The sequence below is a fragment of the Archangium sp. genome (genome assembly GCF_045802675.1).
GTDB lineage: Bacteria > Myxococcota > Myxococcia > Myxococcales > Myxococcaceae > Archangium.
Map to the genome: position 1 here is coordinate 209,232 of NZ_JBJMQO010000042.1, position 16,756 is coordinate 225,987.

General features: G+C 69.5%; 17 protein-coding genes. 8 read left to right on the top strand and 9 right to left on the bottom strand.

Features of this window, described 5'->3' with window-relative positions; translation table 11 throughout:
* Nucleotides 1–24 precede the first annotated feature (24 nt).
* A complete protein-coding gene (locus ACJ8AN_RS13240) occupies nucleotides 25–459 on the top strand; it encodes an acyl-CoA thioesterase (RefSeq protein ID WP_407755682.1) in 435 nt (144 codons plus the stop codon).
* Nucleotides 460–468: 9 nt separating this feature from the next.
* Here the strand turns inward: ACJ8AN_RS13240 and ACJ8AN_RS13245 are convergent, their stop codons facing one another.
* Nucleotides 469–1,530 carry a hypothetical protein gene (locus ACJ8AN_RS13245; protein ID WP_407755683.1) on the bottom strand — a complete coding sequence of 354 codons (1,062 nt, stop codon included), beginning with the start codon at nucleotides 1,528–1,530 and terminating at the stop codon, nucleotides 469–471.
* Between the two features lie 108 nt (nucleotides 1,531–1,638).
* On the opposite strand from ACJ8AN_RS13245, the gene ACJ8AN_RS13250 reads away from it, so the two are divergent.
* The 4 genes from ACJ8AN_RS13250 (at nucleotide 1,639) to ppsA (ending at nucleotide 7,610) form a co-directional block, all read left to right on the top strand.
* Nucleotides 1,639–2,049, top strand: a complete 411-nt coding sequence (locus ACJ8AN_RS13250) for an Mpo1-like protein (RefSeq protein WP_407755684.1) — start codon at nucleotides 1,639–1,641, stop codon at nucleotides 2,047–2,049.
* 120 nt (nucleotides 2,050–2,169) lie between these two features.
* Nucleotides 2,170–3,918: a DUF6311 domain-containing protein gene (locus ACJ8AN_RS13255; protein ID WP_407755685.1), complete on the top strand. Its 1,749-nt coding sequence runs from the start codon at nucleotides 2,170–2,172 to the stop codon at nucleotides 3,916–3,918.
* A 38-nt stretch (nucleotides 3,919–3,956) separates the two neighbouring features.
* On the top strand, nucleotides 3,957–4,796 hold the full coding sequence (locus ACJ8AN_RS13260) for a helix-turn-helix domain-containing protein (RefSeq protein ID WP_407755686.1): 840 nt from the start codon (nucleotides 3,957–3,959) through the stop codon (nucleotides 4,794–4,796).
* 198 nt (nucleotides 4,797–4,994) lie between these two features.
* Nucleotides 4,995–7,610 (top strand): phosphoenolpyruvate synthase, encoded by a 2,616-nt coding sequence (gene ppsA / locus ACJ8AN_RS13265; protein ID WP_407755687.1) that lies wholly within the window; start codon nucleotides 4,995–4,997, stop codon nucleotides 7,608–7,610.
* Nucleotides 7,611–7,694: 84 nt separating this feature from the next.
* On the opposite strand, the gene ACJ8AN_RS13270 is transcribed toward ppsA, so the two are convergent.
* Both ACJ8AN_RS13270 and ACJ8AN_RS13275 read right to left on the bottom strand, forming a co-directional pair.
* On the bottom strand, nucleotides 7,695–8,612 hold the full coding sequence (locus ACJ8AN_RS13270) for a type II CAAX prenyl endopeptidase Rce1 family protein (RefSeq protein ID WP_407755688.1): 918 nt from the start codon (nucleotides 8,610–8,612) through the stop codon (nucleotides 7,695–7,697).
* Nucleotides 8,613–8,802: 190 nt separating this feature from the next.
* Complete coding sequence (locus tag ACJ8AN_RS13275) at nucleotides 8,803–8,958, bottom strand: hypothetical protein (RefSeq protein WP_407755689.1); 156 nt, start codon at nucleotides 8,956–8,958, stop codon at nucleotides 8,803–8,805.
* Between the two features lie 47 nt (nucleotides 8,959–9,005).
* On the opposite strand from ACJ8AN_RS13275, the gene ACJ8AN_RS13280 reads away from it, so the two are divergent.
* Nucleotides 9,006–9,464 carry a hypothetical protein gene (locus ACJ8AN_RS13280; RefSeq protein WP_407755690.1) on the top strand — a complete coding sequence of 153 codons (459 nt, stop codon included), beginning with the start codon at nucleotides 9,006–9,008 and terminating at the stop codon, nucleotides 9,462–9,464.
* A gap of 45 nt (nucleotides 9,465–9,509) precedes the next feature.
* Here the strand turns inward: ACJ8AN_RS13280 and ACJ8AN_RS13285 are convergent, their stop codons facing one another.
* The gene (locus ACJ8AN_RS13285) at nucleotides 9,510–11,582 is read right to left on the bottom strand and encodes an ATP-binding protein (protein ID WP_407755691.1); all 2,073 of its coding nucleotides are present in this window, start codon (nucleotides 11,580–11,582) and stop codon (nucleotides 9,510–9,512) included.
* 251 nt (nucleotides 11,583–11,833) lie between these two features.
* Here ACJ8AN_RS13285 and ACJ8AN_RS13290 point away from each other — a divergent pair, with 251 nt between their 5' ends.
* Nucleotides 11,834–12,796 carry an ornithine cyclodeaminase family protein gene (locus tag ACJ8AN_RS13290; protein WP_407755692.1) on the top strand — a complete coding sequence of 321 codons (963 nt, stop codon included), beginning with the start codon at nucleotides 11,834–11,836 and terminating at the stop codon, nucleotides 12,794–12,796.
* Here ACJ8AN_RS13290 and ACJ8AN_RS13295 read toward each other — a convergent pair.
* Both ACJ8AN_RS13295 and ACJ8AN_RS13300 read right to left on the bottom strand, forming a co-directional pair.
* The gene (locus ACJ8AN_RS13295) at nucleotides 12,772–13,422 is read right to left on the bottom strand and encodes a hypothetical protein (protein ID WP_407755693.1); all 651 of its coding nucleotides are present in this window, start codon (nucleotides 13,420–13,422) and stop codon (nucleotides 12,772–12,774) included. The genes ACJ8AN_RS13290 and ACJ8AN_RS13295 overlap by 25 nt on opposite strands.
* 96 nt (nucleotides 13,423–13,518) lie before the next feature.
* Complete coding sequence (locus ACJ8AN_RS13300; protein ID WP_407755694.1) at nucleotides 13,519–13,776, bottom strand: PRC-barrel domain-containing protein; 258 nt, start codon at nucleotides 13,774–13,776, stop codon at nucleotides 13,519–13,521.
* A 206-nt stretch (nucleotides 13,777–13,982) separates the two neighbouring features.
* Between ACJ8AN_RS13300 and ACJ8AN_RS13305 the strand changes: the two genes are divergently transcribed.
* Nucleotides 13,983–14,258, top strand: a complete 276-nt coding sequence (locus tag ACJ8AN_RS13305; protein ID WP_407755695.1) for a YgaP-like transmembrane domain — start codon at nucleotides 13,983–13,985, stop codon at nucleotides 14,256–14,258.
* 12 nt (nucleotides 14,259–14,270) lie between these two features.
* Here ACJ8AN_RS13305 and ACJ8AN_RS13310 read toward each other — a convergent pair whose 3' ends face one another.
* The 3 genes from ACJ8AN_RS13310 to ACJ8AN_RS13320 all read right to left on the bottom strand — a co-directional run bounded on the left by ACJ8AN_RS13310 (nucleotide 14,271) and on the right by ACJ8AN_RS13320 (nucleotide 16,727).
* Nucleotides 14,271–15,035: a hypothetical protein gene (locus ACJ8AN_RS13310; RefSeq protein ID WP_407755696.1), complete on the bottom strand. Its 765-nt coding sequence runs from the start codon at nucleotides 15,033–15,035 to the stop codon at nucleotides 14,271–14,273.
* A gap of 78 nt (nucleotides 15,036–15,113) precedes the next feature.
* A complete protein-coding gene (locus ACJ8AN_RS13315) occupies nucleotides 15,114–16,037 on the bottom strand; it encodes an NmrA/HSCARG family protein (RefSeq protein ID WP_407755697.1) in 924 nt (307 codons plus the stop codon).
* A 66-nt stretch (nucleotides 16,038–16,103) separates the two neighbouring features.
* Nucleotides 16,104–16,727, bottom strand: a complete 624-nt coding sequence (locus ACJ8AN_RS13320; RefSeq protein ID WP_407755698.1) for a hypothetical protein — start codon at nucleotides 16,725–16,727, stop codon at nucleotides 16,104–16,106.
* Nucleotides 16,728–16,756: the final 29 nt, after the last annotated feature.

Consider the following 16,756-nt stretch of genomic DNA (forward strand, 5'->3'; position numbering starts at 1 on the left):
CCCGGCGTGGTGCATGAGCGCTCCATGAACGACTTTCCCATCACCGTGCGCTTCCCCGTGCAGTGGGGCGAGATGGATGCGTACGGCCACGTGAACAACGCGCGGTACTTCACCTGGTTCGAGGCGGCCCGCATCGCGTACATGGCGCGCGTGGGGCTGGTGAGCGCCGAGATGCAGAAGCCCGATGGAGGCGTGGGCCCCATCGTGGCGGCGACGAACGCGGAGTACCTGCGCCCCGTCGTCTTCCCGGCGGAGCTGGTGGTGGGCGCGCGCGTGTCGCGCATCGGCACCACGAGCCTCATCATGGAGTACGCGGTGGACGACGCGAGCACCGGGGTGCGCTACGCGCGCGGCGGCGCGGTGCTCGTCACGCTGAACTACCCCGGCTACGAGAAGGTGCCCGTGCCCAAGGAGGTGCGTGCCTCCATCGAGGCGCTCGAGGGCCGCATCTTCGAGTGACGCCCGGCGCTACCCGCGGCGCGCATCCGCGGGGGCGTTGGGGTGGCGCTGCAGCAGCATGCGCAGCTGGGGCTGCCGCCGGACGGCCTCCTGCTTGAGCAGGTGGGCGATGAGCACCGGCGGCGCCGCGCTCCAGCGAGCGAGGTTCTGGATGAGCATGGGCGAGCGGTACGTGCGCCCACACAAGAGCGACGCCGTCTTGCCGTCCACCGCCAGCCCCACCAGCGAGGCCAGCACCCGGCCCTCGGTGTTGAGGATGAGCTCCACGCGCTCCTCGGCGGGCGCCGTGTTGAAGCGCGTGCGCATGACTTCGCGCGCGGTGCGGCGGGTGCCCTCGGGGATGTCCCGGTCCAGCGCGACCTTGTATTGCTCCATCAACCGGCGGCCACTCCACAGGCGGCGGAACAGCCCCGAGGGCAGCTGCGGATTGCGCACCAGCCACCGGCGCACCCCCGCGTCCGAGGCGAACGCCGCCCGGCCACACAGTGCCTCCAGCCCCACCGGGTTGTGGTGGTGCCGGGCGATGAGCCTCGCGTGCGCCAGCCCCACCCGCGTGTTCTCCAGCACGCACTGGATGACCGCGGGTACGGGGTCGAAGCAGAACGCGGACAGCTCGGGGTCCTCGGCGGCCCGGGCCCGGCTGGCGCGCTCGTCCGCGGGCAGCGGGTGCAGGGTGCGCTCGAAGAGCTGCCGCCAGTTGCCCGCCGCCACCTCCGTCGAGGCGTCTTCCATGGCGTCCGCCGTGGCCTCCTCGGGCGTCTCCCGCTCCTCGGTGAGGGGCTCCTCGGCGCCGGCCCCGGGCGGCTCGGCCTCGGCGGGCTCGGCGGTGCGGGGTGGGTGCGCGGCGGTGCGGGGTGGGGGCGCGGAGGTGGGAGCGGGTAGCACGGCCCCGTGCTCGAGCAGACGCGCGAGGATGGCCTGGATGCGCTCGGGAGGGAATCCGGTGAGGGCCGTGAGGTGTTTGACGGGTGTGGCGCCGTCCAGGCGGGACAGGACGAAGCCTTCCTCGGGCGTCAGCGGCAACTTCGCGAGAGCGGCGGAGGGATTGGGCTTGGGCGTCCAGTCGTTCACGATCCGTCTTCCCGGAGTCCCCCAAGCCTAGGCCGAATGACACCGGATCGCCAAAGAGCCGTGGCAGAGGGTTGACGAATGGGGAGGCTCCGGACGCACAATTCTCCCATGACCGAGCGCATCCCGACCTACGCCGAGTTCTGGCCGTACTACCTGCGTGAGCACTCGCTGCCCGTCACCCGCTGGTTGCACTTCCTGGGCACGTCGTGCGCGGTGAGCCTGGCGGCCACCTCCGCGCTCACCGGCAACGTGGCGCTGGTGCCGGCCGCGCTCGTGTCGGGCTACGGCTTCGCCTGGGTGAGCCACTTCACCCTCGAGAAGAACCGCCCGGCGACCTTCAAGTACCCGCTGTGGTCGCTCTTCTCCGACTTCCGCATGGCGGGCCTGATGCTGGTGGGCCGGCTGTCGCGGCATCTGGTGCGCGCGGGCGTGCCCGAGCGCGACGAGGATGACCAGTCCGGGGGTCACTTGCGCCGCGTGCCGGTCCCCGTGCCGGTGCGTGGCCGCCGCGGCCGATGAGCCGCTGAGTCGTTGAGCCGTACCGCGGGCTCCGTGCTCGCGGGGTGAGGGCAGGCAGGCGGGCAGGGGGGAGCGGGTTCTTTCCGCTTCCCCGCCCCGGTGGTCTACCTTGCGCGGGCCATGCCCCCCCTCACCGAGTCGCCCCCGTCCTCCCTTCGCCGGTGGCTGGCCCCGGTGCTGTGCGCGCTGGCGGGCCTGGGTTGGGGCGTGTACCTCGTCGGCCCCACCCCGCTGCTGCCCGGCTCCCTCGACTGGATGCTGCAGGAGGACTGGGCGGCGCCGCTGCTGGGCTGGCTCTACTCGCGCACCAGCCCGTGGAGCCTCCCACTGGGTGATGCCCGGGGCTTCGTCCACCCCCTGGGCTCCTCGCTGGCGTTCACCGATGCCACGCCCTGGTGGGGCTCGCTCTTCAAGCTGCTCTCCCCGCTGCTGCCCGCGGCCTTCCAGATTCACGGCCCGTGGCTCGCGCTCTGCTTCACCCTGCAGGGACTCTTCGGCGCGCTCGTCGTCTCGCGGCTGACGTCGCGCCCGGTGTCGCAGGTGCTCGGGGGCCTGCTCTTCGTGATGTCCCCGGCGCTGGCCCTGCGCCTCGGCCACCCCTCCCTGTGCGCGCACTGGGTGGTGCTCGCCCTCTTCTGGCTGCACCTGCGGCCGAGCCCCGATGCGCACGCCGCCTCGCGCACGCTGCGCCTCGCCGCGCTCGTCATCGTGCTGGCCGCGGGCTTCCACGTGTACCTGGCCGCCATGGCGCTCGTGCTGGCCTTCGCGCTGCTCTGGCGCGTGCGGGGCGTCCTCTCGGGCGCGAGGGCCGGAGCCTGGGCCGCGGGCCTGTGCGGCGGGGCGCTCGGGGTGATGGCGCTGTTTGGCTACTTCACCCGTGCCACCACGTCCGCCGTGGGCTTCAACCAGTACTCGGCCAACCTCCTCACCTTCTTCAACCCGAGCGGCATGTCGCGCGTGCTGCCGGAGCTTCCCACCGGCGCCAACCAGTACGAGGGCGCCGCGTACCTCGGCCTCGGGGTGCTGGTGCTGGGCCTGGCGGTGCTCGGCGTGCTGCGGGCGAAGCGCGAGGTGTACGGGCCGCTGCTGCCGCCGGGGATGAAGCCGCTGCTGGTGGCGTGCGGGCTGCTGGCGCTCTTCGCCTTCTCGGCCCGGTTGCAGGTGGCCGGGTGGACGGTGCTCAGCGTGCAGCGGGCCACCGAGCCGGTGCTCGCGCCGCTCGGCCGCGTCTTCCGCTCGTCCGGGCGCTTCATCTGGCCGCTGCACTACCTGTGCATTCTCGGCGCCGTCGCGGGCCTGCTGCGCGTGCTGCGGGAGCGTCCCGCGTGGGCCACCGCCGCGCTGGGGCTCGCCGTGGTGTTGCAGGCCACCGAGGTGCCCGCCAGGGAGTGCTGCCGCGCCCGTTTCGAGGCGCACGTGCAAGCCGCACCCGGAGGAGACGCCACGTGGGCGCTGGCGGCGGGTACGTACCAGCACCTCGCCCTCTACCCCGCGAAGCGCGAGGACGGCGCGGGCCGGGGCTGCGCGGGCCTGTTCAGCAACGCCGGGATTCTCCCCTACGCCTGGCAGGCCTGGCGCAACGGGATGACCTTCAACAGCGGGTATGTGGCCCGGCTCGACGAGCCCTCCACGTTGGCGGCGTGCAGAGGCGAGCAAGAGGCCCTCCAGGCGGGACGGCTGGAGCCGGACACCGTCTACGTGGTGCATGCCCGCGTGGCCGCGCGCTTCCTGGAGCACACCGCCGGCCGCGCCGTCTGTGGTTCGCTGGACGGAGTGCTCGTCTGTGTTTCCAACGCCTCGCGAGGACCCTTCCGCGAGGTGCTCGAGCGCCACGCGGCGCTCCCGGACGTGGCTCGCGACACGCGGTAGGCCCTCGGGCGGAAGGCTGATGCGAGAGAGGACGCGGCGTGGCGAGACCGTTGGTGGATGTGGACGCGGTGAAGGCTCCGGCGTTCTGCCTCGCCGATGAGCTGTCGCCCTTCAGCTCGGACTGGCACGTCCACCGCAAGCACCAGCTCCTCTACTCGGCTCGGGGCGCACTGCACCTGGAGGTGGAGCGGGCGCAGTGGCTCCTTCCGCCCCAGCGCGCGGCGTGGCTGCGTGCCGGGACGCGGCACCGGGTGCATGCCTCACAGCCGGTGAGCCTGCGCACGGTGTACCTGGCGCCGGGACTCGTGCCCCGGCCTCCCGAGGGCGAATGCCGCGTGTTCGTCCTCGAGCCGCTCGCGCGCGAGCTGCTCCTGTACTCCACCCGCTGGGGTCCGGAGCGTCCGCGCAAGGAGGCCCTGGCGGACAGCTTCTTCGGCACGCTGGCGCGGCTGCTCTCCGAGTGGACCTCGGAGGCGCGGGACTGGCGGCTGCCCCGGGCGCGCACGCCGGAGCTGGAGCGGGCCATGGCCTTCACGCTCGAGCACCTGGGAGAGCCCATCTCCTTCGAGGACGCGGCCCGAGCGGCACGGCTGTCCGGGAGGACGCTCGCGCGGCGCTTCGAGGAGGAGGCGCGGACGACGTGGCGCCGCTTCCTCCACGACGCGCGGATGCTGCGCGCCATGGAGCTGCTCGCCGAGGAGGGGGCGCGGGTGACGCAGACGGCCTACGCGGTGGGCTACGAGAGCCTCGCCGCCTTCACCCACGCCTTCCACGCCTTCTGTGGCGAGCGCCCCCGGGACTTCCGGCAGCGCGTCGCCCGAGGCGTGGAGCTTCGGGGCGAAGGGGCTCCGGCTCCCCGCCGCGAGCGAGTGCGTTGACCCGAGAGCCATCGGAAACGTCAGGACAGCTGGCGCGCTGGGTTCCCGGGCTTCTGGCCGCGGCGCCGCGGCGGCAGGACCTCGCACCGTGGGCCGCCCGCGAGGACCTCGTGGCGGGGGGGCTTGCCGCAACACGGGGGTCGTCCCGCATGATCGGCCGCCGAGGCCGGACTTCACGGAAATGGGAGGCGCGAACATATGGGTTCATATGTGCTTGGTTTTCAGGACCTGGACAAAACAAAACGCAGGGTTGTCGGAGGTAAAGGCGCGAACCTGGGGGAGCTCTCCAAGATCGAAGGAATCCGCGTGCCGGATGGCTTTTGCATTTCCACCGAAGCCTTCAAACGAATCATCGGGGAAATACCGTCGATCGGCGATTTACTTGAGCAGTTGTCGCTTCTGAAGGCGGAAGACCGGGACGAGATCGGTCAACTGAGCGGTGAAATCCGCGGCGCCATCGAAGGGAGGGCCCTCCCTGAAGATATCCTCGAAGACATCACGCGCCTTCTCTCCAGACTGGGAGAAGAAAATGCCTACGCCATCCGCTCCAGCGCAACCGCGGAGGATCTACCGACGGCTTCCTTCGCGGGCCAGCACGATACGTATTTGAACATCATCGGAAAGAAGGCCATCCTCGCGCACATCAGCAAGTGCTGGGCATCGCTGTTCACCGAGCGGGCCGTCACCTACCGCCTTCAGAACGGCTTCGACCATCGCAAAGTCCACCTGTCCGTGGTGGTGCAGAAGATGGTCTTCCCGCAGGCGGCGGGGATCCTGTTCACGGCCGATCCCGTCACGTCCAATCGGAAGGTGTCATCCATCGATGCCGGCTTCGGACTCGGCGAGGCCCTGGTCTCCGGCCTGGTCAATGCCGATATCTACAAAGTGCGTGACGGCGAGCTCATCGGCAAGAAGGTCTCCACCAAGAAGCTGGCTATTCATGCCTTGAACGATGGCGGCACGAAAGAAGTGGCGCTCGAGCCCGAGTGGCAGAACAGGCAAGCGCTGACGGATGAGCAGATCTTGCAGCTCGCGCGCATGGGCCGGAAGATCGAAGAACACTTCGGCTGCCCCCAGGACATCGAATGGTGCCTGGTTGGCGATGAATTCTACCTGGTTCAGAGCCGGCCAATCACCACTTTATATCCCATCCCGGAAGCGAACGGCCAGGACAATCACGTTTATATATCTGTCGGCCATCAGCAAATGATGACCAATCCCATGAAGCCCTTGGGGATTACATTGTTCCAGTTAACGGCTCTCCGGCCCATGTACAAAGCTGGCGGAAGGTTGTTTGTTGATGTCACCAATAATCTGGCTTCACCCGCCAGCAGGGAAATGTTGCTGGAGGTCATGGGAAAACACGATCCGCTCATGAAAGATGCACTCATGACCGTCATCGAGCGACGCGATTTCATCAAATCGTCGCCAGATGACAAGAACGAGCGGAGTTCCAGCAAGAACAATAAAGGCACGCCGTCTTCGGAGTTCCATCCGCGAATCGAAAACGATCCGAAAATCGTTTCTGGTTTGATTGAGAATAATCAAGCATCGATAGACGCATTGAAACGAAACATCCAAACGAAATCAGGCTCCGAGCTGCTTGATTTCATCCAAGAAGATGTTCAGGAGCTGAAGAGGATTTTAGTTGATCCCCGGAGTACGGCTGTGTTCATGACTGCCATGGATGCTTCGGTATGGATCAATGAAAACATCGAGAAATGGTTGGGTGAAAAAGGCGTAGCAGACACGCTTTCTCAATCCGTACCAAACAATGTCACTTCGGAAATGGGGCTGGCGCTATTGGATGTCGCGGACGTGATTCGCCCTTGGCCGGAAGTGGTCGAATATATCCAGCATGTAGAAGATGATGACTTTTTGGATGAGCTGGTCAAGTTCAAGGGTGGCCAGGATGCCCGGGACGCCATCTATGCTTATCTCGATAAGTATGGGATGCGGTGTGCCGGAGAGATCGATATTACGAGACCTCGTTGGCGCGAAAAACCAACTACGCTTGTCCCCATGATTCTCGGGAACATCAAAAACTTCGCGCCCGGTGCCGGCAGCCAGAAGTTCGAGCAGGGGCGACAGGCGGCTTTGAAGAAAGAACAAGAGTTGTTGGAACGATTGAAGCAATTACCGGATGGTGAACAGAAGGCCGAACAGACAAAGCAAATGATCAGCCTGGTCCGGAATTTCATCGGTTATCGTGAATATCCCAAATACGGCCTGGTCAGTCGCTACTTCGTCTACAAGCAGGCCTTGCTGAAAGAAGCCGAACGACTCGTGCGAGCCAACGTCATTCGAGAAAAGGAAGATATATACTATCTCACCTTCGAAGAGCTTCGCGACGTCGTGCGCACACATGAACTGGACTACCAGATCATCAGCGAACGAAAAGACGAGCACACGTTGTATGAAAAACTGACGCCGCCGCGCGTCATTACGTCCGATGGCGAGATCATCGCGGGTGAATACAACCGAGACAGTCTGCCGGCCGGAGCGATGGCCGGTCTCCCCGTTTCTTCCGGCGTTGTGGAGGGACGCGCGCGTGTCATCTTGAACGTGGAAGACGCTGTGCTGGAAGAGGGAGATATCTTGGTCACCGCCTTCACCGACCCGAGCTGGACACCGTTGTTCGTATCCATAAAAGGTCTGGTCACCGAAGTCGGTGGGCTGATGACCCATGGCGCGGTCATCGCACGCGAATATGGCTTACCGGCGGTTGTCGGCGTGGAAAATGCCACCAGGCTGATAAAGGATGGGCAGCGGATTCGCGTCCATGGCACGGATGGGTACGTAGAAATCCTCTAAAACGAAGCGGGTCGGCGTATAGGCGGGAGAGGGGTGCGTATTCCGGCCAAGTAGTGGCACAGCCGCTCCAGGCCCTGCCTGTTGCTACACCCCGGCAACCGCTTGCACCCCACCCGCGACGCGCTCCTCCCGCGAGGCCCGGGCCGGGCCGTGCCGCCGCAAGAGCATCCACCCGAGGCCCAGGGCCAGGAGGGTCCACGAGACGGAGTCGGCCCACGCGCTCCCGAAGCGCTCGCCGGAGGCGAGGAAGAGGGCGCCCATGTGCCACTTGCCCGAGGCGAGCAGGACGGCCTGGTTGGTGCCGGTGTGGAGGCCGGAAGCGAACCAGATGTCGCGGGTGAGGAGGTAGGCGAGGCCGAAGACGATGCCTGCGATGGTGCGGCTGTAGAAGGCGCCGGGGCGGAAGGGCTCGTCGGCGAGGTGGAGCGCGGCGAAGAGGAGCGCGGGAACGAGGACGCGGAAGAGGAGCGCGCGGTGCCGGAAGAGCTGGAAGGGAACGGCGCGGCTGGTGGCCTCCTCGACGATGCTGTTGGCGGTGAGGGTGACGGTGCCGAGCGCGAGCATGCCGAGGATGCCGGTGGCCTCGAAGCGGGAGAAGAGGGTCTCGGTGACCTGCATCTGGCCGGTGGCGAGCGAGACGAACTGGGGCCACCCGGCCGCGACGAGGCCGAGCGTCAGGCCCAGCAGATAGTGCCCGAGACCGCGGACGCCAGGCACGAGCCCGAGCGCCGGGGCCTCGGGGCCGGCGACCTTGCGGTACACCCAGACCGAGGCGCCGATCATCGCCGAGAAGAGGACGAGCATGGCCACGAACTCGACGGGGCCCATCATGTCCTTGCCGCCGTGGATGCTCTTGCCGGTGAGAAGGCGCGCGCCCTGGAGCAGGACGACGGCCAGGGCGAACACCAGCACCTGCTGGAGAAGGAAGGCGAGCCAGTCGTGACGGCGGAGGAAGGCGAGCGCGGAGGTGGCGAGCCGGCTGAAGCGGGACGACGGAGACATGGGACGAAGCTCCTCGGTGGGGGGCGGGCGGGTTGCGCCTTCCACGAGGAGGACGAACGGGCCCCCGGGCGATTGCCCCGGGATTCGACGCGGCGGCACCCACTTACGCGGACGGCCCAAGCGGTGGGCTACGAGAGCCTCGCCGCCTTCGGTCTCGTTCACGTGGGAGAAGCCCGAAACCGGGGCAGGCTCACTTCAACGCCGCTTGTACCTTGGAGTAGCTGTCGGGCGGGAGCTTCTTGGGCTTGCTCTGCTTGTGCTGCTGGACGGAAGCGAGGCTCACCGTGACGGCATTCACGTTCACGTAGGAGGCTTTGCCGGTGCCGAGGACGTCACCGACCTTCACGTAATGGTCGAAGACCAGACCGGGCGCGCCTGCTCGTCGCGCCCACCGTGCTGCGCGTGAAGGACGGCAAGGTGGGCCTGGGCATCAACATGCGCCGGCCCCAGGGCAGGGACGCCGCCGCCTTCAATGCCTCGCTCGACGAGGCCGCGGCCCGGCTCGCGAAGGACTCCGGCGGCCGGGTGAAGGAGTCTCAGGCCAAGCCGGGCGAGGGCGGCCGGTACGTGGGAGATCCTCATGTGGCGGACACCTCGGGGCCGCTCGTCACCACGCTGCTCGGCATCTACCAGCGGCAGCGCGGGGCGCCCGAGGCCAGGCCCGTGTCCGTGCGCGGGGGCACCTATGCGCGCCTCTTCCCGCGCGCCGTCGACTTCGGGCCCGCCTTCCCCGGCGACCTCTACACGGGCCACGCCCCGGACGAGTCCATCTCGCTCGACAACCTCGACGTCACCACCCGCATGGTCGCCGAGGCGCTCCACACCCTGGCCCTCGTGCCGCCCGCGAAGTGAGCGCGCGCGCCGGGGGCTCGCCGTGCTCCCGGCCCGTCTCCCGAGTCATTCAGGAAGAGGTCCGGGCCACGGGTCGCCGGCTTCTGGCCGGGGCTCGGGGCCACCGCGGGGCAGGCGCACGGTGAAGGTGGTGCCTTCGCCCCGGGCCGAGTGCACCTCCACCTCGCCCCCGTGCGCCCTCGCCACCTGCCGCACGATGTAGAGCCCCAGCCCCACGCTGCGGGTGGCCGCCTTGCCCGTGGTGCCTCGCCGGAAGGGTTGGAAGAGCATCGCCTGCAGCTCGGGGGGAATGGGCTCTCCCTCGTTGTGCACCGACAGCCGCACCTCGCTCCCGGCGTCGCGCACCTCCACGCGCACTGGCGTGTCCGGCCTCCCGTGATGCAAGGCATTGCTCACCAGGTTGCCCACCACCTGCGCCATCCGGTCCGGGTCCCACCACCCCCAGCCCTCCCCCCGCGGGTCCAGCTCCATCCGCTGGCTCGGGTAGGCCACCTGCAACTCCTCCAGCGCGCACCGGCAGAGCTCGTGCAGGTTCACCCGCTCGCGATGCACGGGCAGGACTCCCCCCACGCTGCCGCGCGCGAAGTCCAAGATATCGTTGAGCATCCGCGCCATCCGCGCCGCGCTGGTGCGGATGCGCTCCACCGCGCGCTGCGCTCCTCCGCTCAAGTCTTCGGTGCGCTGCAGCAGGAAGGCCGAGGCGCTGATGGCGTTGAGGGGGTTGCGCAAATCATGCCCCAGCACCCCGATGAGCTGCTCGCGCAGCTCCCCCGAGTGGCGCAGCTCCGTCTCCACCTCCTTCTGCGCCGTGATGTCCACCAGCACGCAGCCCAGCCCCAGCACCTCGCCGCTCTTGGCGCGCACCGGGTAGTAGTTGCCCAGCCAGTAGCGGGTGGGGCCCTGGCCCTCGTGGGGCCGGCTGGTGAACTCGAAATTGGAGACCGGCTGGCCCGTGTCCAGCACCTGGTGAAGCATGGGCTCGTAGATGGGGAGGGCCCAGGGGGGCATCACCTCGCGCACGTGCCTGCCCAGGTGGAAGGCCACCGGGTGGCCGTTGAGCTCCGCCAGCGTCTCGTTGACGCGCAGGTAGCGCAGCTCCCGGTCCAGGAAGGCGATGCCCACCGGTGAGGCCTCCAGCAGCGTGTCGAGCTGGGCCAGCGAGCGCCGCGCCTCGTCGCGGGCGAGCCGCTCGCGCTCGGTCAGCTCCGCCTGCACGATGAAGCTGGTGGCGCGGTTGGCCAGGGCGCGGAAGAGCAGCTTGTCGGAATCGTTGAAGTCGAACACGGTGCGCGAGCTCATGTGCGCCACGCCGATGAGCTCCTCGCCGTGCTGCAGCGGGACGCTGTAGGCCGCGCGCAGGCCGAGCTCGCGCAAGAAGTCGTAGCCCAGCTCCGGGTCGGTGGCGACCGAGCGCACCTCGCGCGCCCGCCGCTCGGTGGCCACCTTGCCGGTGAGCCCCTGGTCCACGGGGAGGCTGAAGTCCTCGCCCAGGGCCCGCGCGGCGCCCAGGCCCGCGGCCGCGCGCAGCCGCAGCCGGTCCCCCTCGCGCAGGAGGATGGAGGCGCCGTCCACCGACACCGCCACCTCCATCAGCACCCGCAGCAGCTTGGGCAGGAAGGTGTCCACGTCCTCGCTCTCGAGCGCCGCCCGCGACACGCGCTCCAGCGCCTGGAGCAGCCGCTCGCGCATCTGCGCGTAGCTGCTGACGGCCTGGATGACGCCCTGGTCGATGCTCTCGTCGAGCAGCTCCAGCTCGGTGAAGCTCGGCCAGTGGCTCTCACGCTCTAGCCGCCGGAGGATGCAGCTGCGCAGCAACCCGTATTCGAACGCCACCTCTCCCGGCTCGTAGCCGAGCTCCAGCCGCTCCAGGGCGTGCTCGTCGGAGATGGACTGGGGCAGCGGCGGGGGCTCGGGGTCGTGGAGGTGCTCGGCCGCGTCCGCCAGCTGGTCGAGGAACTGGGGGATGTAGTCGCGCAGCCATGCGCCCTCCGGCAGCTCCTCCGGGTGGCGCGCGCGCAGGGCCCGCTCCCAGTCCGAGAGGATGTCCTCGCGGTGCCGCCGGAGGAAGTCCGCCAACCCGGGGCCCTGGTGCGGTTGAGGTGGTTCCTGGTCCCGCATGCGCGCGCTCCCCCCAAGGCGGCCCACCGACGGCAGCCTCGACATTGCCCATGCTGGAACTCCCTGGCCTCGACCAGAGATCCAAGACGGCGAGTCCGGAGGGCCCCTGGTGTTCCCCTCGCCGCGCGGCGGAGCTCCCTGCCGCTCCGCGCCCTGGCCGTCCCTCCCGCCGGGGACATGTCCCTTCCGGTCCGGTTCCGGTGCGATACGCCCGCCCCGGAAGGAGGGGGAAGGGTTAGGTTGGGGGGAAGATGAGCACGCTCCTCCTCACCCGCTCCGACGTCATCCGTCACATCGAGGCCCTCACCCTCCTCTCCGAGATGCGCGACGCCTTCCGCGCCGACGCCGGGCATCGTCCGGCGGAGCCCCAGCGCGCCCGGGCGCCCCTGCACGGCGAGGGCAGTGCGTGGGCGATGTTCCCCGGCACCCTGCCCGGCATCCCCGCCTATACGGTGAAGGTCCACGCGAGGTTCCCGGGCCGCACTCCGGCCATCCAGGGCGTGGTGCAGCTGCACGACCTGGAGACGGGGGCGCTGCTGGCGGTGATGGACTCGGGGCACCTCACGGCGCTGAGCACCGGCGTGGTGGGGGCGCTGGCCTCGGACGTGCTCGCCCGCCAGGACGCCGCCCGGGTGGCCCTCATCGGCGCGGGGCCCCAGGCCTCCATGCAGCTCAAGAGCCTGCGGCTGGTGCGCAGCCTCAGCCACGTGCGCGTCCATGACGTGGACCTGCCGCGGGCGGTGGAGTTCGCCGCCCGCATGTACCAGTCGCTGCAGCTGCCGGTGCGGCCCGCCGAGTCGGTGGAGGAGGCGGTGGAGGACGCGGACATCGTCATCACCTCCACGCCCTCGCGCGAGCCCTTCCTCTTCCCGGGCATGGTGCGCGGCGGCACGCACATCGTCACGCTGGGCGCGGACGAGCCGGGCAAGGCCGAGCTCTCCGCCGGGCTGCTGCGCCAGTCCACCTTCTTCTGCGATCACCGCGCGCTCAACGTCGCCATGGGCGCGCCGGCGGGCGTGGGGCTCGGCGAGGAGGTCATCCACGCCGAGCTGGGCGAGGTGCTGGCCGGCACGAAGCAGGGCCGCACCGACGCGGGACAGGTCACCCTCTTCGGCGCGGTGGGCCTGCCCTTCCAGGACCTCGTCGCCGCGTGGCACGTCTACCAGGGCGCGCGCACGGACGACTCGGTTCAGCGCGTGGATTTCGGGGCCTGAAGCCGCAGCAGCAGCGCGCGCACGGGGCTGTCACCAATCATGGGCCCGAGCGTGTGGAGGCGGTGCGCCACGGCGTGGGCCTGGTCCGCGAGCTCCTCGCCCATCCGCGAGTCCTGGCCCGAGCGGCGCCAGATGCGCAGCGCCTGGCGCAGCCGCTCGCCGTGGGCCCGCGTCTCCACGAGCTGGGGCAACAGCTCCGTGGCCGTGTGCCCCTGCAGCAGCGTGCGCTCGGCGTAGCGCGAGCACAGCCCCACCATGGAGCCCAGGAACGTCACCAGCCCGAGCATGTCGCGCACGATGCCGCTGTGCTCGGACAGCTGGGTGAGGAAGGCGGCGCCCCCGAGCAGCGGCAGCAGCTGTCCGGCGAACTGGAAGTGCTGCGACCACGAGGCCTTCCAGCGCAGCGCCTCCAGCCACGAGTCGGAGCGGGACAGGGCCGTGTCGAGCAGCTCCTCCGCCGTGAGGGCCTGAGCGAGCGTCGTGTCGGCGCCCTCCGCTCGCACGGCTCCGTCCACGGGGGCGGGCTCGGGGGGAGAGAGGTTCCGCGCGCTCTTCGGCGAGGAGAGGCGCTCTGCCTCCAGGGCGGTGAAGAACCCGGCGGACCCCATGTCTCTCAGCTCGACCAAGACGCACCCACCTTCGTGACGGATTGCTACGAAGATGGAGTCGTTTTCGCGTGCTGTGATGGGTCCCGGACGCAGCCCGCCCGGCCGTCCGCGGCCTCAGTGCGTGGTGCGCCGCGCCGGACGGGAAATCTCCCGGGGGCCGGACAGGAGGCTGTCGGGGCCGTGGTGGAGGTAGACCTCGTCGGCGACGATTTCGCGCACGTCATCGAGCGGCACCGCGTAGTCCTTGCGCCAGACGAGCAGGCCCTTCTCCACGATGAGCGCCTCGTCCGTCACCTCGATGACCTGGCCGAGCTTCTCGCCGCGGTGCGTGAACACCGTCATCCCCTCGTGCAGCTCCGAACGTTCCACCATGGACCCTCTCTCCTCCCTCGGGTGGGGCCGTGGCCCCGGGAATCAAGCTAGGGACGTGGCGGCCGCTCGTCACCGGGCGGGCAACCAGGCACGCACGGAGGGTTGGCCGGTACACGAAGGCGGCGAGCGGCCAGGGGTGCTGGTGTGGTGGGCCCTCGCATGCCCATCTTCTTCGGGCCTGGAGGTGATTGATGATGGTGGGGTTCATGGCTTCGAGGACGGGACGCTGGTCGCGCATGTTGGTGGGCGCGGCCCTGGTGATGGGCGGGATGTCCTCGCGCTCCGGCAAGGGGGCGGGCCTGGCGCTGGTGGGCCTGGTGCCCCTGCTGGCCGGAGCCTTCGACGTCTGCCTCTTCGGTCCGCTCTTCGGCCTGCCCCTGAAGGGCGAGGCCATCCGCCGCAAGGTGGGGCTCATCGGCGAGGACTCGCTGCTGCCGCACCCTCCGATGGCGATGACGGAGCGCCCCGCGCTGCTGCACTAGCGGGGCGCGGCGTTACGAGTGCACACCGAAGGGAATCGAGAGGGTGGCGAAGTGCTCTCCGGTGCGCGCGTCCACCAGGTGCGCCTGGAGGGTGACCTGGCCCTCGCGGTTGCCCACGTTCTGGAAGTAGACGAAGCCCTCGAGGGTGCCGCCGGTGTCGAGCGTGCCCTCGGGCAGGGCCTTGCGCACCATGTCCCGGGTGGGCAGGGGCTCCGGCGGACGGTAGGCATACGGCCCATAGAAGGGGTCGTACCAGCCCATTCCGAAGGAGGAATAGCCCCACCCCGGCCCACCCCAGCCCGGGCCATAGCCCCAGGGCGCGCCGTGCCAGAGATACGCGGAGGGGAAGCCCCAGCCGGGGTAGCCCCAGCCGGGGTAGCCCACGCCCACGCCGAAGGACAGGGCCATGTTGCCGCCGTACCCCGAGCCGCCCGTGGCCGCGAGGCCCTGCTCGTGCATCTGGTTGGGCGAGAGGGCCGTGTACTCGAAGCGCGAGCCCCCCACGAGCACGAAGTCCTGGGGATCGATGCGCAGGGGGCGGCCGCTCTGGTTCTCCAGGCGCACGCCCACCGGGGTGACGACGTGCTCGAGGTCGGAGGGGGTGCCGTGCCACGCGGCCCCATAGGCCACCAGGCGCACGCCGTTGGCCTCGGCGCTGGCCGCGCCCTTCGGGTTGTTGGAGGGAGTCGTCGAGAGGGGTTGTAACGTCGTTTCGGTCAAGCAACCCGCGGCGCCGAGCAGGGCCGCGAGCACGGGCCACAGGGTACGCGCGCGCATGGGGGACCTCCTTCTGGAAAGGTAGGAGGAGGCCCGGGCGCGTGCGCGAGGGCGGCCGGGGGCTGCCCGGTGGACGGACTAGGTGGCCGAGGGCTCGGCGGCGACGGAGCCGCGCCAGGTGGTGCCCAGCAGCGCGTCCCAGTCCTGCACGCGCGCCCAGTCCTCGAAGGTGTGCCAGCCCACCTCGGGGTAGTCCCGGCGCAGCCCGGAGTTGTCCGCGTGGTAGCCCTCGCGCTGGAGCCACTCGAACATGCGCGCCTGGTCCTCACTGCGCGAGCGGATGGCCTCCAGCGGCGCTTCCTCGAAGCGCAGCTTGTGCCCGCTCACGTAGGAGATGAGGGCCGCGGCCTGCTCGCCCGTCACCTCGTCGGAGGCGATTTCGATGCGCCGGCCGAAGAGCTCCTCGGGCCACTCGAGCACCCGGGCGCAGAAGGCGGCGATGTCCGCGGTGGGAATCATCTGCAGCCCGCGGTGGGGCGCCAGGGGCAGGGAGAGCACGCCCTCGTGCAGCCGCTGGGCGAAGGCGGGCCCGAGGAAGTTCTCCATGAAGAAGACGGGGGCCACGATGGTGTAGGGCAGGCCGCTGCGGCGCAGGTGCTCCTCCACCACGTGCTTGGTGTCGAAGTGGGGCACGCCGGTGTTCTGGTCCGCGCCCGCCACCGACGAGTAGAGGAAGTGGCGCACGCGGGCCAGCTTCGCGGCGTCCACGAGGTGGCGGCCATGGCGCACCTCGTCCTCGAGCCCGCTGCCGCCTCCATGGAAGGGCGTGGCCATGGCGAACACGGCGTCCACGACTCCCATGGCGCGCTCGAGCCCATCCGGCTCGTCGAAGTCACCGGCGGTGAGCACGGCGCCGCGCTGCTCCAGGTCCTTCGCCGCGGGCGAGTCCGGAGAGCGGACGAAGGCGTGCACGCGGTGTCCCCGCTTGAGGAGCAGGCGGGTCAGCGCACCGCCCTGTTTCCCGGTGGCTCCGGTCACCAACACGGTCAGGGGTCGGAACATGCGATTCCTCCGAGGCGAACCCTTCCCAAGGTGGGGATGGGCGGTGCGTGGGTCGAGGGCTGGAACTCAGGCCCGGCGCTTCTTGCTCGGTCCCTTCGTCCCGGCCTTCGTCCCGCCCTTCGTCTCGTCCTTCTTGTCGATCTTCTCCTCGACCTCGGTCTTGGCCGGGCCCGTCCTGCCCGCCCGGGCGGACACCTCACGGGCCACGCGGAACACGCCCGTCACCGCCCCGGTGGCGAGCTTGCGGGCGCTCTTGAGTGGGCTGCCCCTGGCGGCCTCGCGCGCCGCCTCCAGCACGCTCGACACCGCCTGCTGCGCCAGGCCCTTGAGGCCCTCGTGCCCGGTGTCCTCGGCCTTCACGTCCTCCTTCGCCTGGGCGGTGGGCTCCTCGCGGGCCTGCATGGGGGGGGCCTCGCCGCCCATCGGCTCCGCCTGGACCTCGGCCCCGTCCGCGGAAGCGCCCGAGGGCGACACACCCATCTTCTCCGCGCGCTCCCGCTCCTCGCGGCGCTGGTGGTACAGCTCCGCGGTGCGCGCGTGCTGGCGGCCGTAGTGGATCTGCCCCTCCTCCGAGGCGGGCACCCCATGCTTCGCCTGCTCCGCGGGGGGCGTCTGCTCGGCACCGCCCGGATTGGTCGTGCTGGGTTCCGGCTTGTCGGCCTTGAAATGGTCGAAGCTGTACGTGCGCATGCCTGTCTCCTGAGCCGGCGGGTGTGTTT

What these genes read in the sequence shown, in the direction of transcription:
- ppsA (WP_407755687.1), top strand. Translation starts at nt 4,995, where the DNA reads ATGGGTTCATATGTGCTTGGTTTTCAGGACCTGGACAAAACAAAACGC.
- ACJ8AN_RS13315 (WP_407755697.1), bottom strand. Translation starts at nt 16,037, where the DNA reads ATGTTCCGACCCCTGACCGTGTTGGTGACCGGAGCCACCGGGAAACAG.
- ACJ8AN_RS13270 (WP_407755688.1), bottom strand. Translation starts at nt 8,612, where the DNA reads ATGTCTCCGTCGTCCCGCTTCAGCCGGCTCGCCACCTCCGCGCTCGCC.
- ACJ8AN_RS13285 (WP_407755691.1), bottom strand. Translation starts at nt 11,582, where the DNA reads ATGCGGGACCAGGAACCACCTCAACCGCACCAGGGCCCCGGGTTGGCG.
- ACJ8AN_RS13255 (WP_407755685.1), top strand. Translation starts at nt 2,170, where the DNA reads ATGCCCCCCCTCACCGAGTCGCCCCCGTCCTCCCTTCGCCGGTGGCTG.
- ACJ8AN_RS13320 (WP_407755698.1), bottom strand. Translation starts at nt 16,727, where the DNA reads ATGCGCACGTACAGCTTCGACCATTTCAAGGCCGACAAGCCGGAACCC.
- ACJ8AN_RS13310 (WP_407755696.1), bottom strand. Translation starts at nt 15,035, where the DNA reads ATGCGCGCGCGTACCCTGTGGCCCGTGCTCGCGGCCCTGCTCGGCGCC.
- ACJ8AN_RS13290 (WP_407755692.1), top strand. Translation starts at nt 11,834, where the DNA reads ATGAGCACGCTCCTCCTCACCCGCTCCGACGTCATCCGTCACATCGAG.
- ACJ8AN_RS13240 (WP_407755682.1), top strand. Translation starts at nt 25, where the DNA reads ATGAACGACTTTCCCATCACCGTGCGCTTCCCCGTGCAGTGGGGCGAG.
- ACJ8AN_RS13305 (WP_407755695.1), top strand. Translation starts at nt 13,983, where the DNA reads ATGGCTTCGAGGACGGGACGCTGGTCGCGCATGTTGGTGGGCGCGGCC.
- ACJ8AN_RS13300 (WP_407755694.1), bottom strand. Translation starts at nt 13,776, where the DNA reads ATGGTGGAACGTTCGGAGCTGCACGAGGGGATGACGGTGTTCACGCAC.
- ACJ8AN_RS13250 (WP_407755684.1), top strand. Translation starts at nt 1,639, where the DNA reads ATGACCGAGCGCATCCCGACCTACGCCGAGTTCTGGCCGTACTACCTG.